Genomic DNA, 20,730 nt, shown 5'->3' on the forward strand with positions numbered 1-20,730 from the left:
AGTAAAATATAGATAATAAAATTGAAATTGGGAGTATGGGTGTATGATTAATGACAAACTGATTTTAATGTGTACAAGGCTTAAAATTCCGCAGCCTAGAAAAAATTATATAATAAGAAAAGAACTGTTTTCAAAATTAGATGGAATGAGTGAGTACAGAGTTGTTTTGATTAAGGGCGGTGCAGGAACAGGCAAAACTACCCTTATAACTTCTTTTGCCAGAGAAAGATCTATTTCAAATTTAAAATGGATATCTCTTGATGAAAGTTGTAATAATGTTTTCTTATTTTGGAATTACTTTATTGAAGCAGTAGGAGGGTGCCTTGAGGCAACGAAGCAGGACGTCACATTCCTATATGATTCGAATTTTGAAAAAAGTGATTTAGAAAAGCTGCTTATACTTCTGATTAATGCTATGAATAACCAAGAGGACATATTTATAGTTTTGGATGATTTCTATTATATTACAGATAGTTTTCTGCTCCGTACTATAGAATTCTTTCTAAAAAACCTATCTGACAATGTACATGTAATTTTGCTTACAAGGCAGGAACCACATTTGTATTTAGGTGCACTTAATATGGAGAGTAAGCTTCTTTTCATAGATGAAAACGACTTAAAGCTTTCTAAAGAATTGGGAATAAAATTTTTAAAGGACACTTTAAAGTTGAATTTTAAGAAAGAGATACTGAACTTTATTAATGACCTTTCTGAAGGTTGGATTGGAGGGCTGCAGCTTGTGGCTGCCGCGGCTATTGGAAAAAGTGAAGATGAGATTATGAAGCTAAGTTTTCAGAACAGGTTTGTGACAGAATACCTTACTAAAGAAATATATGAGTTATTGAGTGCTGAGGAAAAGCAATTTCTTGTGATAACTTCTATGCTGCCATATTTTAATCAGGAAATAGCCATACAGCTTTTAGAAGAAATTGACTTTGAAAAAGTAATGGACAGTTTTCAGAGGAAGAATATTTTAATCATATGCCTTGATGAGGAAAAAGGAATCTATAGATATCACAATATTTTGAAAGAATATTTAAAAGAAAAATTTAAAGACATTCATAAGGAAACCCAAATTCAGCTTCATGTAAAGGCAGCAGATATTATGAGAAATTTAGGAGATTTTGACCAGTGCATTGAGCAATTAATATTGGCTGAGGATTATTCCAATGTAATGAAACTTATATTAGAGCTTCCTGGAAACATGGCTCTATTTTCATATGGTGAAAGAATTCCAGAAGAATTTATTATACAAAATCCCGATTTTGCATATCAATATTTCTTTTATAATTATGCTAATCTGGAATTTGAAAAATGTAAGGAAATATATGATGTACTTAAAATAAATAGACAAGGGGATTCAACTTTTTCAGCATTTAAATTTTCAAGTATGTTTGTGGAAGATACTTTTAGATTAAATGAGATTGAAGTCATGCCAATTTCAGAAATTGACAATTTATCTTTGAAAGAAACTACAAAGGCTTTTATACTCATGAAAGATGCATCTTTATTATATGCCCAGTGCAGATATGATGAGGGGTTAAATTCTATAGATAGGGCTATGAGTTATTCAGAAATCCATAATAATTTTTATATTTACTTCTTTTCTCTTGGTATGAAATCCCAAATATTAGAGGACATGGGTGAATTTAATAAATGTAAGTTTTTGTATGGTGAGATGAATAAAATACTAAAATCCAATGAAGATGTGAGTATTTTTAATACAAACTTTTATATAGGTATTACAGGTATTTATCTAAAGCAGATGGATTTAGAAAATGCAGAAAAGTGCCTTGAAAATGTAGGTGAATATATTTCTAGTATAGTTCTTTCAGTAGATAGGGGATATAGATACAATTTAGCAGAATATAAATTTATTATTGGAGACACAGAAGAGGCCCTTAAGCTGGTTAAAGAACTTATGAATATGAAAACTTATAATAATATTACATTTATGGCCTCTCTTTTAAAATACGTTTTCCGGCTGAATAAATTTTATGGTGAACTGGTGGTACGTTTCAAAGCAGATTATGAAAGTATGGATAAAACACAGAGAAGTTTGGATAGCAAACTGCTTTATGCAAATATATTGTTTAGAGAGGGAAAAATTGAAGAAGCTATAAAACTTATCGATGAGATTTTAAAATATTCCCGAAAAAATAAAATAAAGCTAAAAATGGTGCAGGCATCTCTTTTTAAAATTAATATGATATATGACAATTCGGCGAAAAAGCGTGAAATAATAAATCTATTTAGGGAAGCACTATTTTATAGCTGTGAAGATAAAATCCTTCAGCCCTATTATTTTGAAAGTGAAACTGTATATAAAATTGTAATGAAATATGAGTCAGATTTTTATAATAATCTGAGTTGTGGTGAAAAAGTGCATTATAAGCAGATAATAAATATTTGTAGAATTGAAACAAAATCTATTTTAAGTAAAAGAGAGATTGATGTGCTTAATGAGATAGCAGCAGGTGCGTCAAATAAAGAAATTGCAGAGCATCTTTATATTTCGTTAGCTACAGTTAAATCTCATATAATCAATATATATAGCAAGCTTGGGGTAAATAGTAGAGTTAGGGCAATTAAAGCAGCTAAAAGATATGGGTATATTTAAAAAATTTTTTTATAGAATAAATTTATTTTTTCTTTATTTTTATTATACTTTTAATATATTTTTGTATTTTATAATAAATATGAAATAAATATTTAAGAGGTGCAACTAAACAGTAGTTGTAAATGTATAAATAACTGCAATAATATAAAACATTATTTATAGATTTATCAATAAGACGATAAGCACCCCATGTTCGTAAAGAGCATGGAGTCATAGAGATAGAATCTATGCAAAATTTCTTGAATTGCTGGAATCCCCTAAAGCTAACTAAACTACAACGTAGGTATGAAATAAAACCAAGCGTGAATGTTACGAAAGTAGAAAAAATTAGTTAGATGGCATAAGGTTAAATCCTAAGTGCTGTAAAAATGGGCAATCAGCAGCTAAGACCCGAATATAGGGTAAAGTTCAACGACTATCCTGTGATGGGAGTAGGATTAAGCAATCCGAAGTGGGAAATGCCCTTTTGTAAGGGTAATGATATAGTCTGAGCTTATGTGAGAGCATAAGAAGTTCATAAGAGAACTGCTTAGTGGCAGCGTACTAAGTGAACAACGTCAAAATTCTATTATAAATTTGTTGAAAAAATAACACCCTATTTAAGAGCGTTAATGTAATCTTTTAATGTTATTTAAAGATGAATTTAATAAGTTGAAGAGTACAGAAGAATTCGCATGGCTAAATGAAATAAGCAGCAAAACTATCAATCAAGCTTTTGACGATTTACAAACAGCTTATAATAATTTCTTTGACAGAACAGCTAAATACCCTAAATTTAAATCTAAGAAAAAGTCGAGAAAATCATTTTATGTTAGACACGATGCCGTTAAATTTAAAGATAGCAAGGTTAAAATGGAGAAAATAGGTAAAATTCAATACAAAACTAATTATGATATTCCCGATTTACCTAAGTACACTAACCCAAGATGTCATTTTGATGGCCGATACTGGTATTTATCTTTAGGATTTGAACAGGGCGAAAACCAAGCCGGGTTGAATAAAGATTTAAGTGTAGGAATAGATTTAGGCGTTCATGATTTAGCTATAGTAAATTGTCTGGACAATCCTATAAAAAACATTAATAAATCAGGTAAAGTTAAGAAATTAAAGAAAAAACTTAAAAGATTACAGAAACAAGTATCAAGGAAGTATGAAGCAAATAAACAAGGATTCCAATTTATCAAGACTAATAATATTGTTAAATTGGAAAAGAAGATATAAATTAGTAGAATAATCACATGAAAGATACTACTAATGTGTAGGATGAGTTGTATCCGAATTTAAGCTCTGGGAGTGTTATATCAAACGAAAGTAGTATATTCTTTTAGGATTACAAAATCGGACACTATGAATAGAGAATTAAACAAATTTATATATATTTATACATTCGTATAGATTTTTATAGAATTTTGGCAACTGATTAGGATGAATGATAGAATTTTAGAAGTAAAACATATCTCTAAAAAACGAGGGAAGAAAAAAGTATTAGATGATATTAATTTTTTCATAAACAAAGGAGAAATCTGTGGTTTTGTAGGAAGAAATGGTGCAGGTAAGACCACATTAATTAAAATTATAACAAGTATGTTATTTCCTGATGAAGGTGAAGTTATAATCTGCGGAAAAAATCTTAAAACTGAAAGAGAGGAAGCCTTAAGAAATATTGGAGCAGTGGTAGAAACACCAGTAATGTATGGATATATGACAGGAAGACAAAACTTAAATTATATATCAAGTATGCTTAAGGATGTAACAAAAGATGAAATAGAAGATGCTATAAAATTTTCAAATTTAGGAATTAAAATTGATGAAAAAGTGAAAAAATATTCATTAGGTATGAAACAAAGGCTGGGTCTTGCACAGGCCATAATGTCTGAACCGGAATTATTAGTATTAGATGAACCAACAAATGGATTAGATCCTATAGGAATTAGTGATCTTAAAAGCACCATTAAAAAATTATCAAATGATAAAAATACTACAGTATTTATATCTTCACATATTTTAAGTGAAATAGAGAATGTGTGTGATAAAGTTATTTTTATAGATAATGGCAAAATTGTTGACATACTAAATATTAGGCAATTGCGAAACTCACTGATAAAAATGAATTGAGGAGTAGGGGGAATTTCAAAAAAGATAATTAGAAGATTAAAGGTGATTTTCCTGATTTGTAATGGCTAAATAGAAAAAAAGGGTGCAAGAAATAGAACCATGATTAATTCTAAAATTTAAAAATAGCTGATATTTATGCAATTAATGGTTTTAGACTTCTGATATATTCATGCTTGTGTATTTTATTGGCTATAACAACTGTTATTAGCTGGGTTATGCCTGAAAGAAGTAAGTCAGCATGAAGAGTTTTTTCATTTTGTGTTCTACGGTTTGCAATGCAATAGCTGTTTTTAAAATGTCCAATGCTTTTTTCAACAGTAGAACGAATTTTATAAGTATAATTCCAATCTTGGGAACCACGAGTTGTTCCTGGGTATGCACGCAAATTTTTTTCTGGATAAATGTAGAACATTCTGCCACAAGATGATTTAGTACAAGGATCTTCACAAAGAGTTTTTCGTTTACTCTTTTTCGTTTCTTTATTATAAATCCATTTCATTTTAGGGCAAACGAATTTCATTGTTGGAATTTCTGAGCGTAAGTGTGATTTGCTGCCTTCTTGCTTCATGGGTAGTGAATGATCATGAGGGCAGCATGGAATACCATCTTCATTCAAAGGACAATCGGATTCTTCTGGTGCAAGCTTAGTTTTTAGTGGAATATATGCTTTTTCAAACTTTAGTTCTTGAAAAAGATATTGATAAATTTCAATACTATCAAAAGCAGCGTCACCTAAAAAAGTTTTAGGATTTATCAAAGGATGTTTTTCAAAAAAATCCTTAAGGACAGGTATAAGTGCTTTAGAATCAGCAAGGGACTTATCTTCATCAGGAGAATTGGATTTTTTCTCAACAACGATATCTGGATGAGTTTTAAGGAAATCTTGGTTGTAAAATGAAATATCTCTCACAATACCAAGGCCGTTGGTTACAATGCCAAATTTAAAAGCGTAACAAAAATGACCGTTAATGTACATCTGCTGGATGGCTGGATTAGCTGCAGCATGAGAAGGCATAGCCCTGTAAGCAGCTTTATAAGGGTCATAAGAATCATCCAGACCATGTGTCTTCTTAAAAGCTTTAAGTTGTTTTATGATGCGGTTAGCATATTTAGGGTTGTTTTCAGTGACGAAAGCTTCAATACCAGAAGTATCAAAGATAGTCATAGAAGCAAGGTTCTTATCAATTTGTTGACATATTGGCTCAGTAATATTAACAAGATTATGGAACATTGATTGTAAGTCCAAAATAAAATCTTGTCTAAAGCGTGTGAATTTAGAAGCATCAGGAACTTTGGTGAAACCGCAAAAATCCCTCAACTCTTTTGAATATTTAAGAAAAATAATCAAAAGGGAATCTGTAGGAATAGAAAAAATACGCTGCAAAATCAAAGCACGAAGCATGGCATAAAGTGTATATTTACGAGGTCTTCCAGTAGAAGCATAAAAATGATTTATAAAAGAAACTGGAACTAAATCATCCAGATCAATAGTATCTTCAAGTAAAGAAAGAAACTGGGGCTTGTTGTTTTCAAATTTTTCTTTGCAATCAGAAAAAACTTCTGCCAAAGAAAGCTGTTTATATGGTATCATAAGTATATAACTCCTTTCTGAGGTATATGGTGATTTTGTTTCTTGGCAATTCAATTTTACCATAAATCAGTGAGGAGTTATTCTATTTTACAACAAAAAATATACCGCATTTATGCGGGTTATAGCGTTTCGCAAACCCTATTACTAAATATGGATGAAAGGAATAAAAAAAGTATTGGGAAAACTATATTTATAAAAACAAACATGAATAAAGAGGCAGTAAAGATTATAGAGAATATAGAGAATATAGAAATAATTGATATAAAAGAAAAAAGTGTTGTAATTTATATAAAGGACAATTCACTTGATACTTTTAGAATATTAAAACAATTACATGACAATGGTATTGAAGTACAAGATTTTCACGAAAAAAAGGAAAGTTTAGAAGATATATTTATGAAAGTTGTTGGGAGAAAAAAACATGATTAATTTTATATATGAAGAATTAAAAAGAATAGTGATAAAGAAAAAATATATGTTAATTATGATTTTCCTAATAATAATCATTTTTGGCATATTAATGATTAGATTTATAGGAAGCAATGAAAAAAATATAACTAAATTGGAGAGTGCAATAGGATACTTTAAAAAAGCTGAAGTATCAACTTATGATAAAGATAAAAAAGAATATTATAAAAACCAAATAAATGTTGAACAACAAATCCTAAATAATTTAAAAAATCAGAAAAAAGAAAATTATGACGAAACTAAAGTTGATAATACAATAAATTTGTTAAATAAACAATTAAAATCTCAAAATGATGATAATATAAATCAACAAATATTAAAATTACAATATTATAAGGAGCATGATATAAATAAAAAAAACTTAATGGCAGAAGGTATGCAAAATGCCATCCAAATATTAGGCATATTGTTTCCCATACTTTTAGGATTTATATTAACTGCAGTAGCATCCGATATAATCTCTGGAGAATATTCACCAAATACAATAAAATTATTAATTACAAGACCAATTTCACGTGGGAAAATTATAATAGGGAAAATATGTTCGTTATCAATCGTAAGCAGTGTCATTGTTGCTATTAGTTTTATAATTATTTCTGTTGAATGTGGTATTGTATATGGCTTTAGTGATTATAAGCTTCCAATTATGGTAGGTAAAAGATATGTACAAGATAAATCTATAGTAATAACAGAAATAACATCTCAAATGAAATATATAAAAGGAAGTGGTGAGTTGATTTCGAATGTAAGTGCTATAATAATAATGGCACTTATGCTAATAATAGTATCAATAGCATTAATATCGTTTTTAGTATTTATCTCTATTGTTTGCAAAAATTCTTTAAGTTCAGCACTGTTAAGCATAGGCATATCAATAATTTTAGAGAGTTTAATGTTTTATGAATGTGGTTTTGATCAAGTTAAACATAGAATATTTATAGGAGCATTACTTCAATTTTTTCCATATACTTTTTTAAATGTTGGAGATACAATCACGGGAGACTTAGCATTAAAAACTAATATACCATACATGAATGTAAACTATTCCATAACTATATGTGTAATATGGATTATAATTATGATTATCTCAAGTGTATTTATTTTTAAAAATAAAAATATTGATTGATACTATAAAAAATATATTCTCCTTTTTTTATTAAAAATGGACACAATTCTGATTTTTATGAAAGGCTGTGATTATTTAAAAGATTGACATGTACTCGAATTGATGAACACATATGAGTTAGATATAATAATCATATGGAGGAGATAAGAAATGTCAGGCAATAGTAACAGGTATAATGCAGAATTTAGGGAAGATGCTGTTATTACCCAGGAGGAATTCTTTAAAGATGTATCTGCTACAGGCAATATAAATACAATTGAGAAAAATAGTAAACAGTATAAAGTAGGCACTACCGTTAATCCAGAAAAATTAATAGATAAACTTGAAAAAGAAAAATAAGTGATATAATTGTTTCAGAATTTTAACCAATAAGGGTGAGTTAAGTGGAAGAAAAAATATTAATTGTAGATGATGATGCAGATATAAGAGAAATGCTTGTAAATTATTTTACTAAAGAAGGTTATATTGTACAAGCTGCATGTAATGGAGAAGATGGGATTCAGATTGTAAAATCAAAGTCAATCTCTTTAATACTTCTGGATGTGATGATGCCTAAAATGGATGGCTACACAATGCTCATTAAACTCAGGAAATTTTCAAACATACCTGTTATATTGCTTACTGCAAAAGGACAGCAGGTAGACAAAATAAAAGGATTTATAGATGGGTGTGATGATTATATAGTAAAGCCCTTTGATTTTACTGAACTTTCATTAAGAGTTATGGCTATACTTAGGAGAACTAAGATTAGTAGTGCAGTACAAAATCATATTCTCAAGGTTAAAAATATTGAAATCAATACTTTAGAACATACAGTAAAAAAAGATAGTGTGGAAATAGTATTAACTCCAAAGGAATATGAAATTTTATACACGTTGGCATACAATCGAGGTAGAGTGTACTCAACCAAAATGCTTTATGAAATGCTGTGGAAAGATAACTTTATGCAAAATGACAATACTGTGACAATGCATATTAAAAATTTGAGGGAGAAGCTTGGTGACAGTGTTAAACAGGGTAAATATATAAAAACTATCTGGGGAGTAGGGTATAAAATTGAAAAGAATATTTAAGCTTAGGAGTGAATTAGTTTTTTGTGCAATTATTTCGTTAATTATATCAGTTATACTTGTAGTTTTTTTGAAGGAATTTGTTTTAGGCTCTTTTCTAAATGATTCTAAAGATACTACAAAATATGTACATGAAGATATGATTGCTAAAGTTGAACAGGACTTAAAAAATATGAATATCAATGATTCTAATAAATTGCAAAAATATATGGATGAAAAATTCAGCATGTTATACTTTATTTTTATAGTACATAAAGATGGAAAAATAATAGCTTCAAATAACAAGGAAATAGAAAGTATAGATGCTAATAAAATTGTAGATGGTAAAAAAACATTTAAATTTTTGAATGCACATAGGGACAACTTAGTTAAAATAACTAGATGTGATTATTTAAAAGACGGATGTTATTTATACTATATATATATTGGTTATGGGAAATTAGAAAATGGAAATATTGTAGGTATAATGATATTTATAATTTTTGTAATTATTTTTTTCTTACTTATATGGAGACGTATATCCTATGTATCTAAAATAAAATCAACAGTTAGAAATATTACAGAAGGTAATTTATCTAATCGTGTTCCATTGAAGTACAAAAATGAACTACGTGAGCTTGCTGAAGACATAAATTACATGGCTTTAAAGATTGAAAAAGAAGAAAAAAATAGAAATGAATTCTTGACTAATATAGCCCATGATCTAAGAACACCATTGACTACTATTCTTGGATACATAAATATGATTAGGAATGATAAATATGAGTCAAGAGATGAACTTAACAATTATATAGACATAATGGATAAAAAAGGGCTTTATTTAAAAAGGATGCTTGACGATTTTTTTGAATACTCAAAACTCTCATCTAATGATATTGTCCTTGAAAAACAAAAACTTGAAGTAAATGAATTGGCACGTCAGATATCAGAAGAAGAGGAAGACGAATTCATGCAAAAAGGACTGAAACTTTCACTTAAGTTGCCACAAGAATCTGTTTATATTGAAGCAGATCCTAATTTATTCTTAAGAGCAGTGAATAATCTCTTAAGTAATGCATTTAAATACTCCAAACAGAATACAATTGTTGAGTTTAGTGTTAATAAAGAAATTTTTAATAACGCATTTTATGCAGTACTTTGTGTGTCAAATATACCCTATGACTTAATTCCCAATAGTGATCTAGAAAATTTTTTTGAGAGATTATATAAAAAGGACTCATCAAGGCAAAAAGAAGGTAGTGGTTTAGGATTATCAATTGTTAAAAATATAATAAAGCTTCATGGAGGATTTGTAGAAGTCTATAGGAAAGGCAGTAGATTAGTATTCAAAATATATCATCCATGTTAGAAAAGAGCAAGAAAGTTTATATTTTAAGGTAGATTCTAAAACAATTTATGAAATTCTAGTATAGATAAATCGGAAAAACCCATGCTAAAACATATTTTAATTCATTACTTATTATTTTCAGCATAATATTTTAGAGCTTCTCCGATAAATTTAGACGTACCCTTCCCATATCTCTTATCTGCAGTATTCATTTACTCCTCACTATCTATTTATTAATAAAAACTATTTAATTTTTATTTTTGTTGGATTTATATTTACATAAGATTCACCATTTGAATAATTAAGTTGATTTATCACCAGATATAATTTATTTATTTTGTTAAAGTAAGGGCTTTCAAATGATAAATTTACACAATTTTCCGAATCCATACTTACCAAAGCATTTCCTGAAATACTATATTTATTTCCTTTCTCATCTGTCAAATAAGGCAATTTGCTATTATCCCCTCCAATTATTCTTCCAATTGAGTTACATTGAGATTTATTGATACTATTTTTACCTAATTGTATCCTAATTTCAGTATGGGTAGGGTAGATTTTTACACTTTTTAAAGTGAAATCAGTATTATTAATTGAAAATGGAATATTATTATATTCTTCTGGTTTTTGTGATTTTAGGTTTTTGTCAAGTTTTATTTCAAAATTCCAATTGCCAGATATATTTTTTGGCTCTCTATTGAATTTTGAAGTAAAATTACTGTAAGCTTCTTTAGAGTAAGACATATTATATGCTTCAGTAATACCTGAAACCATTAAATTTATTTCATCAGGTATTTTCATATCCTTTATACTTATTAACTCTATTGAACCAAAAGTTTTCTTATTTTGGGAATAATTTTTAATAGAATTACCTAATGATGAAATTATGCATTTATAATTTGTATTGCTTAACGATAAGCTATCTTCATTTTTATTATTCAGCTTAGGCGGAAGTATTTGTGACCTAAAATCATTACTACTCAAGAGAGTTTTTCCATTGTTATCATTTATAGAAAATTTTTCTAACAAAAGATTTTTGATATCCTCATCAGCCATTGTTCCATTTAACGTATATAATATAAATATATCTTTATCATCTGTAATTACATTATCAATAGTAATACTTATATTTTTATCTTTTTGAATTTTACTTATATCTTGAGATAAATTTTGATTTACAGCACTATTTATATTTTTATCATAATGAAATTGTACGGCATTGGCTATAGATGATATTACAGGCACATCATTTAATGACTCTGCAAAAGCAGGCACAAAATTAACACTACTAATAAAAATAATAATCAATGAAGCTATCGCAGCATTAATCTTAATCAGTCTTAGTTTTATAGTTCTTATTTTTTTATCCCTCTTCGCTTTTGAAATAGATTTTTTAATTACGTCATCAAGCCTGTTTGATATAGTAATTTTTTCAAATCCATTTTTAGGATCATACTTCATTTAAATATACCCCTTTTCTAATTCAACTTTTAATTTTTTTAATGCTCTTCGTAAATAAACTTTTACCGTACCTTCCGGATATTCCAAAAGTTTAGAAATTTGAGGAATAGTCATATCCTGAAAATATTTTAAAATAATTAAGTTTTTATATTTTATACTCAAATTATCCATAGCATTATATAAGTCAATATTTTTAGATATGTTAAATTCCATTTCTGAAATATTGCTATCTTTATCTAATAAATTATAATCATCTACATAAACAATATTTTTATTACTTTTCAATTTATTTATAGATAAATTTATGAGTATTTTTATAATCCAACTGCTAAAATACTGTGATTCTCTTAATTTATTTATATTCATATAAGCTTTATATACAGTATCACTCACAATATCCAAAGCATCCTGTTCATTTTTAACGTATATAAACGCCATTTTATAAAGATTTTCTTTATAAGAATTTATTAACTCAACAAATGATGTATCATCCCCTTTTTTAGCATTATTCACAAGAATTTGAATTTTATCTGTTTCTTTCACTACCTCACTCCTCTATAAAAACATCTGAGAATAATTTATCATACACTAATTAGACAATTTTAATATATAAAAAGTTACACTTAATACCAATTATTGAGTTAAAAAAGTTAATAAAATTTCTAAATAAAAAAATAAATTATCATAATTTACGATAATTTATTTTAAAATTGGGTTTATTTTTTTAAAAATGTGCTATAATATAGTTAAAAGAAGTCGTTGCGGTTTTTTATAATTGAATGTAATTTTTAATTAAACTAAATGTACTTTGAGAGAGTGCATTTAGTTTTTTGAGTTTTTATCTTTAATACTGTCAACAGTAATTGAAATTTCATTATCACTGTCTTTGAAGCTGTTCTTAAATTTAAGAATAGCTTTTTCTTTTAGGTATGCTAGTATAGCAAAAATACTTACTATACTTACTATAGCAACGCATACTATAGATGTAATAACAATATCATCACTCATTGTGCCACCTCCCCTGCTGTCAATTAACCGCAATGACCTCTTTGTGAGAAATAAAACCTGGAAGGTGGCTAACTAAAAATCTTTTATTTTCTCATAAATATTATATCATAACAGAAGATAATTATATAGAAATTTAAGTACCTTTCAAGCCATTTTTCTACAAGCTCTGTACGCCTTTTCCCTATTATCTTTGTTACAGTAGGGGTGTCGCCAACATTTCCAACAAAACCCACGCTAAGACATAAAATGGATAATATTTTCAACTATTATGCTTTACATAATAGTTAAATTCATTTATAATAATATTAACTAATATGTAATGCAATATAGATGAGGTTAGGAGGGATATTTTGAAGCAAACTCAGCTTTTGAAAGGTGTACTTAAAGGATGTGTTCTTCTGATTGTTTTGGGAAATGAAGTATATGGATATGAAATGGTACAGTTGTTAAAAGAATATGGGTTTAAGAAAATAGTTGCAGGTACTGTGTATCCATTATTACAAAAATTAGAAAAACAAGGGTATCTTTCAAGTACAATAAAACCTTCACCAGAGGGTCCAGATAGAAAGTACTATCATATAACTCCAGAAGGAAGGATTCATTGTGAAGGATTTATTGAACAGTGGGAAGATTTAGCATCTACTGTTAACAATCTGATATGTTTGAAAGGAGAAAAACTATATGAGTAAACAAGGTAATTCTGTGGAAAAAATGATTGAAGAGAATAATAAATTACGAGAAAAACTAACAGATAATAACAAAGAATATTATGAAAAGCTGTTGTTGTATATTCGCAGCGCTGGTTTATTTTACGACGATTATGAAGTAGAAAGTTTATTACTACAAATTTTACAAGATATAATATCTGCTCAAAACCATGGACAATCCGCAGAAGAGTTCTTTGGAAAAAATCTGCAGGTGGCAGCAGATGAATTAATTCACAATCTTCGAAAATCCAGCAAGAAAGAAATATTCAAACTAATAGGTTTAGTCTTTAGTATTAGTTCTTTCTTTTATCTATTGGGTGTATTAACTACTAAGGATAGAGGGATAAATATACTTGTGCTAATTTTAAATGGCTTATTAAGTTTTTTAGTTGTGGGAATCGTATTTTTCATACTACACAAGGGCATTTATAAAAAAATCATTACAAAAAAATTTACTGATTTTCTGTTTATATGGCTCTTTTTTGTTTTGATTATCGGGTTGTTTGTATTGATTCAATTATTTACTCCTTCCATTTTAACGGTATACTTATCGAACTTATCAGGAATTTGTATGATATCCATATTGCTTATTGGTATTACTGTATTCACATTTACTCGTAATAATCAAGTTAGACAGAGTTGGTGGACCTTTTTACCTTTTGTATGGATTTTAGGGGTTATCGGGATTGTCTCAAGATTACCCTTAATGGAAAATTATATATCAAGTAATAATGGTAAAATCATGATAATATTATTGACTGTTTTTGGACTAATCCTTTTTTATGGATTGACCTATTTAAACTTCAGAAAGGAAAAATAGATTTTTTCCACTTAATTAAATATGAAATAGAAAAATTGGACTTGATATTGTTTGAAGGCGAGTTCAATAATAAATATGTAAAATTTATATATAATTTTAATTTATAAGGGAACAATATATTTGTAAAAAAGTTTAAGGAGGGAAAATTTATGGTAACTGGTGAAAAACAATTAGATTCCGGCAATTTAAAGGTATTAAAGGATCAAATAGGATATGAAGCACTGATGAATAAAAAATTTAATGATTGTTCAGGAAAGTGCGGTGATGTTCAAATAAAGAATTTGTGCAGTGAAGCTGCTCAAGTTCACAAACAAAATTTTGTTTCTTTAAAAACATACTTGGATTCACATCAATAAAAGAGAGGAGAATTAGAATTATGGATGAAAGAGAACTTATGCAGGACCTTTTAACTAGTGAAAAACAGGTTATTTCAGCGTATAGTACAGGGATAACAGAAACTTCTTGTGTCAATTTAAGAAATACTCTGGTAAACAATTTCAAGAATGCTCAGGATGTTCAATACAAAATTTTTGATACTATGAGACAGAAAGGTTGGTATCCTACAAAGGATGCTCAGGCAACAGAGGTACAACAATTGAAAGATCAGTCTAATCAGATGATGAGTTCATTGAAATAGTGGAAATATGAAGTATTTAGGATAATCCACTGAGGATAAAATGGAGCGGTATAAATGTGCAATGCGTGTATTTTTAAAGTGCACGTCATTTATATTGCTCCATAACTATTTTAAAAAATCAGATATAATAATATTATGGCAGAACTCTACTTGAATTTAAAAATCACTTGATAAACATAATAAATATTGTAGAAACTACTCCAAAATTTCTGGATTTATCGTATAATGTTAATAAGATAACTACATATTATGATAAAAATGGATTTTAATCAAGTGATTCTTAGGTTCAGGTGGAGTTCGCTATAGAGAAATACCTATCTCCATCTGAACCTTAGAAGAACTTATCCAGGCGCGTAGCAGTGTTTATCTCCCACTTTGAAGAAGATGGGAGTGTTATCAATGGTAGCGTTCGGATAAAAATTATATAATACGTAAGAGAAAGGAAGAGTGTTTATGCCTTATATAAATTCAAGACTTACAATGGAACTTTCAAAAAAGCAAAAGGAAGATTTAAAGAGAAAAATGGGAGAAATTATTGGAGAAATTCCAGGAAAATCTGAAGAATGGCTTATGGTAAGTTTTGATGATAATAAAACTGTTTATTTTAGAGGAAAAGAAATGGATAAAGCAGCTTTTGTGGAGGTAAAGATATTTGGAACTACTGAAAGGGAATATAAAAATAAGGTTACCCATTTAATATGTTCTCTTTATGAAAAAGAGCTTGATATACCAGGAGACAGCATATATATAACTTTTAGTGAGGTAAGGGACTGGGGTTTTAATGGTAAATTATTCTAAGCATTTAGAATATAGTACTAGGCTGAGGGGGATTATTTATGGAGGAGAAAAAACAACGTGAACTTGAGGAATTAAGTGATGAAGTGGATATAATACTTTCATATAAAGATACTATATCCACAGAGGAAATAAATAATTTTGTAAATAAATTCTCCTTATTATCTGAATATGAGATAAGAGAAAAAATAAAAGAGTTAACTGGAGACAGTCTATATATACAGGAATCTGATGACAAAGCCATAGAAGAAAAGCAATATGAAGATATAAAAAAAATAGAGATCATGGAAAGTACAGAAGAGGATTTAAAACCGCATAATAATGCATCTCAGGACTCTGAGGCTAAAAGTATGTCAGAAAATGAACCTTTCTATAATACACCAGAGGAAGTATTTGATATAAATAATATTCCAGAAGTTTCTTTTGTAAAGGCCGAAGTGAAGTATGGACAGCTCTCTTTGGAGTGGGGATGGCCCCGGGGTATAAACAAGGTTATGCTGTGTTATAGAATGGATAGGTTTCCTTCAGGATATAAGGATTCTTCTGCCCATCAGATTTTAATAGAAAAAAAAGATCCTTCTTCTGCAGGAGATTATATAATGGATAGGGTAGTGGAGGGAAACTACTATTTTTCCATTTATACTTTAGTTGAATGTGGAGGAAAAATGATATTTTCCCAGGGTCAAAGAAGACTTGTAATAAATAAGATACCTCAGGAAATATTTTATGAGATAAAAATAAGAAGAAATATTTTAGGTAAATTAAAAAGTGCGGAGTTGATTTTATCTACAGATAAAAAAGAAATAAATGTTCCACCGCTTGTTTTGATTGGTAGAGTGGGGAATATGCCTCTTCAAAAATCCCAGGGAGAAACTCTGGTTACCACAGATTATCAAACTTTTACAAAGAATGAAAGATTATCTTTTCCCATATCAACTGACAGTATAGGAAGAAATATGTATGCAAAATTATTTTTTGTAGAAGATATAAACAGTAAAATGTATAGAATAATATCTCCGGCAAAGAATAAGTTATATTTTAAGTGACTTTGAATATAAGGTACATGATAAGGAGGTTTTCGGATGAAGTTTAACTTAAAAAAGAAAGATTATTACATATGTCCCTATTGTTTCTCAAAACATAGTTTAAATGATGTGAACTTTATATGTAAAAATGATCCTGACATATGTAAAAATGCCAAAGAAGGCATTATACTGAAACCAGATAGAGAGGAAAATAAAAATGAAATATTAGATTCTATATGCTGCGGAGAATGTGGAGAGAGAACTCATATAAAGATATGTCCAACCTGTCAGGCAGAATTGCCTTTTGCCATAGGACAATATGATGATTTGGTATTTGCAGTAATTGGGGCAAAAGAAGCAGGGAAAAGTCATTACATTGCAGTTCTGATAAATAAAATAATGAATGAAATAGGCTCTGCCTTTAATTGCAGTCTTTCTGCAGTAAATGATGCCACCATAAACAGATATAGAAATGATTTTTATAATCCTGTTTTTAAAAGAAACGAGCTTATAAGGGTAACCCGTTCCGCTAAAACAGATTCCTCTGTAAAACAGCCTCTTATCTATAACCTTACATTTAAAGAACAGGGTATTATGGGGAAATTTTTTAAAAGCAAGAGAATAAGTAATGTAGTTACCATTGCTTTTTTTGATACTGCAGGTGAAGACCTGGATTCTGAAGATACTATGAAAACTGAAAATAGATATATATATAATTCTTCCGGTATAATATTTCTTCTTGACCCACTGCAGCTAGAAAATGTAAGAGAAATGCTGCCAGAGGGAACAGTACTTCCTGAGGAAAATACAAAAATAGAGGATTTGCTCTCAAGGACTGCAAATCTAATTAGAAAGGCAAATGGTATAAAAATGAATAAGCTTATAGATATACCTGTAGCTGTGGCTTTTTCAAAAATGGATGCAGTGGAATCTTTAGTAGATCCCTCCAGTTGTATAAATTATCCCAGTAAACATATAAGCAGGGCCTGTTTTGACTTATCAGATTTTGAGGATATGAATGGAACTATGGAATCTTTGGTTAGAAGCTGGGGAGGAGAAAACTTTGCAGAGCAGCTCAGCCTAAATTTTAAAGAATATGGATATTTTGGGTTAACTGCTTTAGGATGTAATTCTGTAGATGGGAAAATTACAAAATTAAGACCTCATAGGGTAGAGGATCCCTTTTTATGGCTTTTATACAAACATAAACTGATAAAGGGAGAAAAAAGGAAGTGATTGTGAGTTATGGCAATTAAACAGCTTTTTTATACTTCATGTAAAAGGGGGGTATCTTCAGGTATGGGATTCCAGACATATTCCATGTCAGAAGGTATCAGCCATGAAGAACGAAAAGAAATAGAGAGCTATTGTGTATATATACCTCCGGACAATCTACCTACATTGCCTTCTCATGAAGAAATAGATAAATTGTTTCCACTATCTTTTTCCTCTTTTAAACTTAAAAATAATAAATACTGTATATGCAGCAGCAAATATATAGGCAGAGATTATTCAGGAAGATATGGAAATTACTTTTGTCATGTGCTAATATCCCAAGAGCCCTGGGATTTTTATCCCATAGAACTTTATGGCTCTCCTGTTTTTAGGGAATTTCTCACGGATGAAGAGCAAAATAGAGAAGAAATTGCATATCTGCCGGAGCTGGAAGAAATACCTTTAGGCAATATAATTAATTTTGATACCATAAGCCAATTTCTTAAAAAAGGTGCAGTAGGTAAAAAAAGAAAGAGTTTTATACAGCTTATGGAGTCAGTTCTGGATTATAGTGAAAGCAAAAAAAGAATAATATACTGTGATGATAAAGATAATGTACCCTTCTGGATTGGGGCAGTTTTAATGTGTCTTCCTAAAAAATTGGCCAGGCAATTTAGCTTTACTACTTACTGTTATAATCCTGAGGATTTAAATTGTATAATTTGTGCTGTAGATAAAAAAGGAAGTAAATTTAATTTTAAAGAGAGTCAGAAATCATATATGTATCACATCCATAATTTTTCCGGGGAGTTTAATTATGAAGTTAACTACAGCAGCAGTTTCATAAAACTGGCTGAAGTAGGGTATACAGTCTCCAAAGAAATATTTTTACCTTTTATAGATTTTATAAGTCAGTTTGAATATAATTTTTTGGATAAAGATATAGATAACTGTGTAAATCTATATAATATAGTGAAAAGAGGAATAGAAAAATCCAATATTGAAAATATTAAAAAAGCATTAAGTTTTGCAATTAACTATAAGTCCATAGGGGCTTATAATGAACTATTTGACATGCTTGTTCCAAAACTTGAAAAGATGAGTACTCAGGTAGACTTGGAACTTTTAGAGATAATAACAAAATTTTTATTTAAAGCTGGACTGGAAATAGAAAATAGGGAGTATGTAACAAAAACTTATGAATTCTTTTTTAATTCTATTCATTATCTATTGGTAGATGTTGAAGAGATTCCATTAGAAGATATAATAGATTTATATAATAAAATAAGAGAATTAGAACAGGTGTCTACAGACCAGTTTGCTAGAGCTTCACTTAATATAGATAGAATAAAAAATATTGAAATCTATATTAAAGGGGGCAAGATAAGACATGCAAAGTTCTATTTTAATACTTTGGTAAGGGATATAATTATATTTAACAATAAATGTGATACTGAAAGCAGAAAAGTTCTATTCAGCATGGAGCAGGAGGAAGATAAGAATATAACCATTTTATTTAATAGGTGTCTGGAAATACTAATAAAATCTCCAGAAGATATTTTAGACATACTAAACTCTTTTAAAAAAGATTATGAATACTTTGCAAAGATAATTTTAAGGGCTTATTATATTAATAATTATTCACAAAGACGCAATGAAGTTGAAAAAATTCTAGCAGGTTTTATTATAGATGAGGGAAATAAAGACAGTCAATGGAAGAGAAAAATATATTCTGAAATAAACAAGTTAAATGGTGCAGAGAATTTTTTCTTTTCCATATATAGTTTTGAACTAATAGAAAATGGTGATAAAGAGAATTTTTTTGTAAATTATTGCCAAAATGTATTTTGTTTTTTTCAAGATTACAGAGATAAAAAATTTTCTGAATCCCTTGAATTATACCTATATAATGAGGATATTCCGCTGGAAGAATATAAGAATATAATAGATTACATAGATAAGGGTTCTATAATAAGCCTAATCTCTAAAAATGTACTTGAAAAACTTTTTACAGATTTTGAAGAAAAGATTCATATAGAAGATGCAGAAAAGGAAAATTATATTATAGAAAAGGCTGTAGATATAAAAAATCAGTTTAAAATAAAAACTCCTTTAAGCATAACAGAGTTGTTGTATACGGGAAATAAAATTCAAAATTATAAAGAGGGCCATGAGGGTCATAAAGTTACACTTCTTAAAAAGATTAAAATTGATTTTTCTAATATGGATGAATATGAATATGGAGAATATTTAAAATGGTTTTTATCTAACATATGTGTATACCTTGAAAATGCAGGGGAGCATTTTAAGGTTAAGAAGGCCCTTTGGTGTGAGAGGCATTCAAATATTTTTTATAGTGTATATATGGATACACTGGAGGATATTATACTTACCAAAAAGTATAAAGATGTATTAAGAGCCTATGGCATAGAGGGATATACCATATTTCTGGATTTTATCATATCTACATTTAAGAATATGGATAGTATGGATGAGAAGTCAGAAGAAATTTTAGATAATAGAATTATAGATATACTTACAAAGATTTCTGAAAGAAAATTAAAAGAGTATAATAGTTATTTTACAGAAAAGGTTAAAAGACTTGTGCAGGTAGAGCAAATTATCACAAGATGGCAGTATATTATGACTAAAGTACATGAAAAAAATAAAAATAAAAGCCGATTTAAATTTTTTAAGAAATAGTAAAAACTCATAATTGAACTGCCAGGAGGTGATTCTTAAAAC

The 20,730-nt window shown here is 28.8% G+C and carries 18 protein-coding genes and 2 pseudogenes; 16 read left to right on the forward strand and 4 right to left on the reverse strand.

Going from position 1 to position 20,730, the window contains the following annotated elements; translation table 11 throughout:
* Positions 1–43 precede the first annotated feature (43 nt).
* From AB3K27_RS09835 to AB3K27_RS09845, 3 genes and pseudogenes are all read left to right on the forward strand, one after another.
* Positions 44–2,620, forward strand: coding sequence for a LuxR C-terminal-related transcriptional regulator (locus tag AB3K27_RS09835; RefSeq protein ID WP_368491008.1), 2,577 nt, complete (start codon positions 44–46; stop codon positions 2,618–2,620).
* A gap of 624 nt (positions 2,621–3,244) precedes the next feature.
* Complete coding sequence (locus AB3K27_RS09840) at positions 3,245–3,841, forward strand: hypothetical protein (RefSeq protein ID WP_368491009.1); 597 nt, start codon at positions 3,245–3,247, stop codon at positions 3,839–3,841.
* Between the two features lie 204 nt (positions 3,842–4,045).
* Positions 4,046–4,690, forward strand: a pseudogene (locus AB3K27_RS09845) (ABC transporter ATP-binding protein); the annotation flags it as partial.
* A 258-nt stretch (positions 4,691–4,948) separates the two neighbouring features.
* On the opposite strand, the pseudogene AB3K27_RS09850 reads toward AB3K27_RS09845, so the two are convergent.
* Positions 4,949–6,326, reverse strand: a pseudogene (locus AB3K27_RS09850) (transposase).
* A gap of 150 nt (positions 6,327–6,476) precedes the next feature.
* Here AB3K27_RS09850 and AB3K27_RS09855 point away from each other — a divergent pair.
* The 5 genes from AB3K27_RS09855 (at position 6,477) to AB3K27_RS09875 (ending at position 10,338) form a co-directional block, all read left to right on the forward strand.
* Complete coding sequence (locus tag AB3K27_RS09855) at positions 6,477–6,755, forward strand: DUF4162 domain-containing protein (RefSeq protein ID WP_368491010.1); 279 nt, start codon at positions 6,477–6,479, stop codon at positions 6,753–6,755.
* Entirely contained in the window at positions 6,748–7,920 is a 1,173-nt protein-coding gene (locus AB3K27_RS09860; protein ID WP_368491011.1) for an ABC transporter permease, read from the forward strand. The genes AB3K27_RS09855 and AB3K27_RS09860 overlap by 8 nt, the downstream gene beginning before the upstream one ends.
* Positions 7,921–8,070: 150 nt before the next feature.
* Positions 8,071–8,259: a hypothetical protein gene (locus tag AB3K27_RS09865; RefSeq protein ID WP_368491012.1), complete on the forward strand. Its 189-nt coding sequence runs from the start codon at positions 8,071–8,073 to the stop codon at positions 8,257–8,259.
* 44 nt (positions 8,260–8,303) lie between these two features.
* Positions 8,304–8,993 carry a response regulator transcription factor gene (locus AB3K27_RS09870; protein WP_368491013.1) on the forward strand — a complete coding sequence of 230 codons (690 nt, stop codon included), beginning with the start codon at positions 8,304–8,306 and terminating at the stop codon, positions 8,991–8,993.
* Positions 8,977–10,338: a histidine kinase dimerization/phospho-acceptor domain-containing protein gene (locus AB3K27_RS09875; protein ID WP_368491014.1), complete on the forward strand. Its 1,362-nt coding sequence runs from the start codon at positions 8,977–8,979 to the stop codon at positions 10,336–10,338. Before AB3K27_RS09870 ends, AB3K27_RS09875 begins: the two co-directional genes overlap by 17 nt.
* A 222-nt stretch (positions 10,339–10,560) precedes the next feature.
* On the opposite strand, the gene AB3K27_RS09880 is transcribed toward AB3K27_RS09875, so the two are convergent.
* The 3 genes from AB3K27_RS09880 to AB3K27_RS09890 all read right to left on the reverse strand — a co-directional run bounded on the left by AB3K27_RS09880 (position 10,561) and on the right by AB3K27_RS09890 (position 12,786).
* A complete protein-coding gene (locus AB3K27_RS09880) occupies positions 10,561–11,778 on the reverse strand; it encodes a DUF4179 domain-containing protein (RefSeq protein ID WP_368491015.1) in 1,218 nt (405 codons plus the stop codon).
* A complete protein-coding gene (locus tag AB3K27_RS09885; RefSeq protein WP_368491016.1) occupies positions 11,779–12,321 on the reverse strand; it encodes a sigma-70 family RNA polymerase sigma factor in 543 nt (180 codons plus the stop codon). It abuts the gene before it with no gap.
* A gap of 279 nt (positions 12,322–12,600) precedes the next feature.
* Positions 12,601–12,786 carry a hypothetical protein gene (locus tag AB3K27_RS09890; RefSeq protein WP_368491017.1) on the reverse strand — a complete coding sequence of 62 codons (186 nt, stop codon included), beginning with the start codon at positions 12,784–12,786 and terminating at the stop codon, positions 12,601–12,603.
* Positions 12,787–13,136: 350 nt separating this feature from the next.
* Between AB3K27_RS09890 and AB3K27_RS09895 the strand changes: the two genes are divergently transcribed.
* The 8 genes from AB3K27_RS09895 (at position 13,137) to AB3K27_RS09930 (ending at position 20,688) form a co-directional block, all read left to right on the forward strand.
* On the forward strand, positions 13,137–13,475 hold the full coding sequence (locus tag AB3K27_RS09895) for a PadR family transcriptional regulator (RefSeq protein ID WP_368491018.1): 339 nt from the start codon (positions 13,137–13,139) through the stop codon (positions 13,473–13,475).
* Positions 13,468–14,313: a DUF1129 family protein gene (locus AB3K27_RS09900; RefSeq protein ID WP_368491019.1), complete on the forward strand. Its 846-nt coding sequence runs from the start codon at positions 13,468–13,470 to the stop codon at positions 14,311–14,313. The genes AB3K27_RS09895 and AB3K27_RS09900 overlap by 8 nt, the downstream gene beginning before the upstream one ends.
* 149 nt (positions 14,314–14,462) lie before the next feature.
* Positions 14,463–14,669: a hypothetical protein gene (locus AB3K27_RS09905; RefSeq protein ID WP_368491020.1), complete on the forward strand. Its 207-nt coding sequence runs from the start codon at positions 14,463–14,465 to the stop codon at positions 14,667–14,669.
* 20 nt (positions 14,670–14,689) lie between these two features.
* On the forward strand, positions 14,690–14,950 hold the full coding sequence (locus tag AB3K27_RS09910; protein WP_368491021.1) for a spore coat protein: 261 nt from the start codon (positions 14,690–14,692) through the stop codon (positions 14,948–14,950).
* 453 nt (positions 14,951–15,403) lie between these two features.
* Positions 15,404–15,748: a phenylpyruvate tautomerase MIF-related protein gene (locus AB3K27_RS09915; protein ID WP_368491022.1), complete on the forward strand. Its 345-nt coding sequence runs from the start codon at positions 15,404–15,406 to the stop codon at positions 15,746–15,748.
* A gap of 38 nt (positions 15,749–15,786) precedes the next feature.
* Entirely contained in the window at positions 15,787–16,791 is a 1,005-nt protein-coding gene (locus AB3K27_RS09920; protein WP_368491023.1) for a hypothetical protein, read from the forward strand.
* 36 nt (positions 16,792–16,827) lie between these two features.
* Positions 16,828–18,006 (forward strand): hypothetical protein, encoded by a 1,179-nt coding sequence (locus AB3K27_RS09925; protein WP_368491024.1) that lies wholly within the window; start codon positions 16,828–16,830, stop codon positions 18,004–18,006.
* A gap of 9 nt (positions 18,007–18,015) precedes the next feature.
* Positions 18,016–20,688, forward strand: coding sequence for a hypothetical protein (locus AB3K27_RS09930; protein ID WP_368491025.1), 2,673 nt, complete (start codon positions 18,016–18,018; stop codon positions 20,686–20,688).
* The last annotated feature ends 42 nt before the right edge of the window (positions 20,689–20,730 follow it).

This window comes from Clostridium sp. BJN0013, assembly GCF_040939125.1.
GTDB lineage: Bacteria > Bacillota > Clostridia > Clostridiales > Clostridiaceae > Clostridium_B.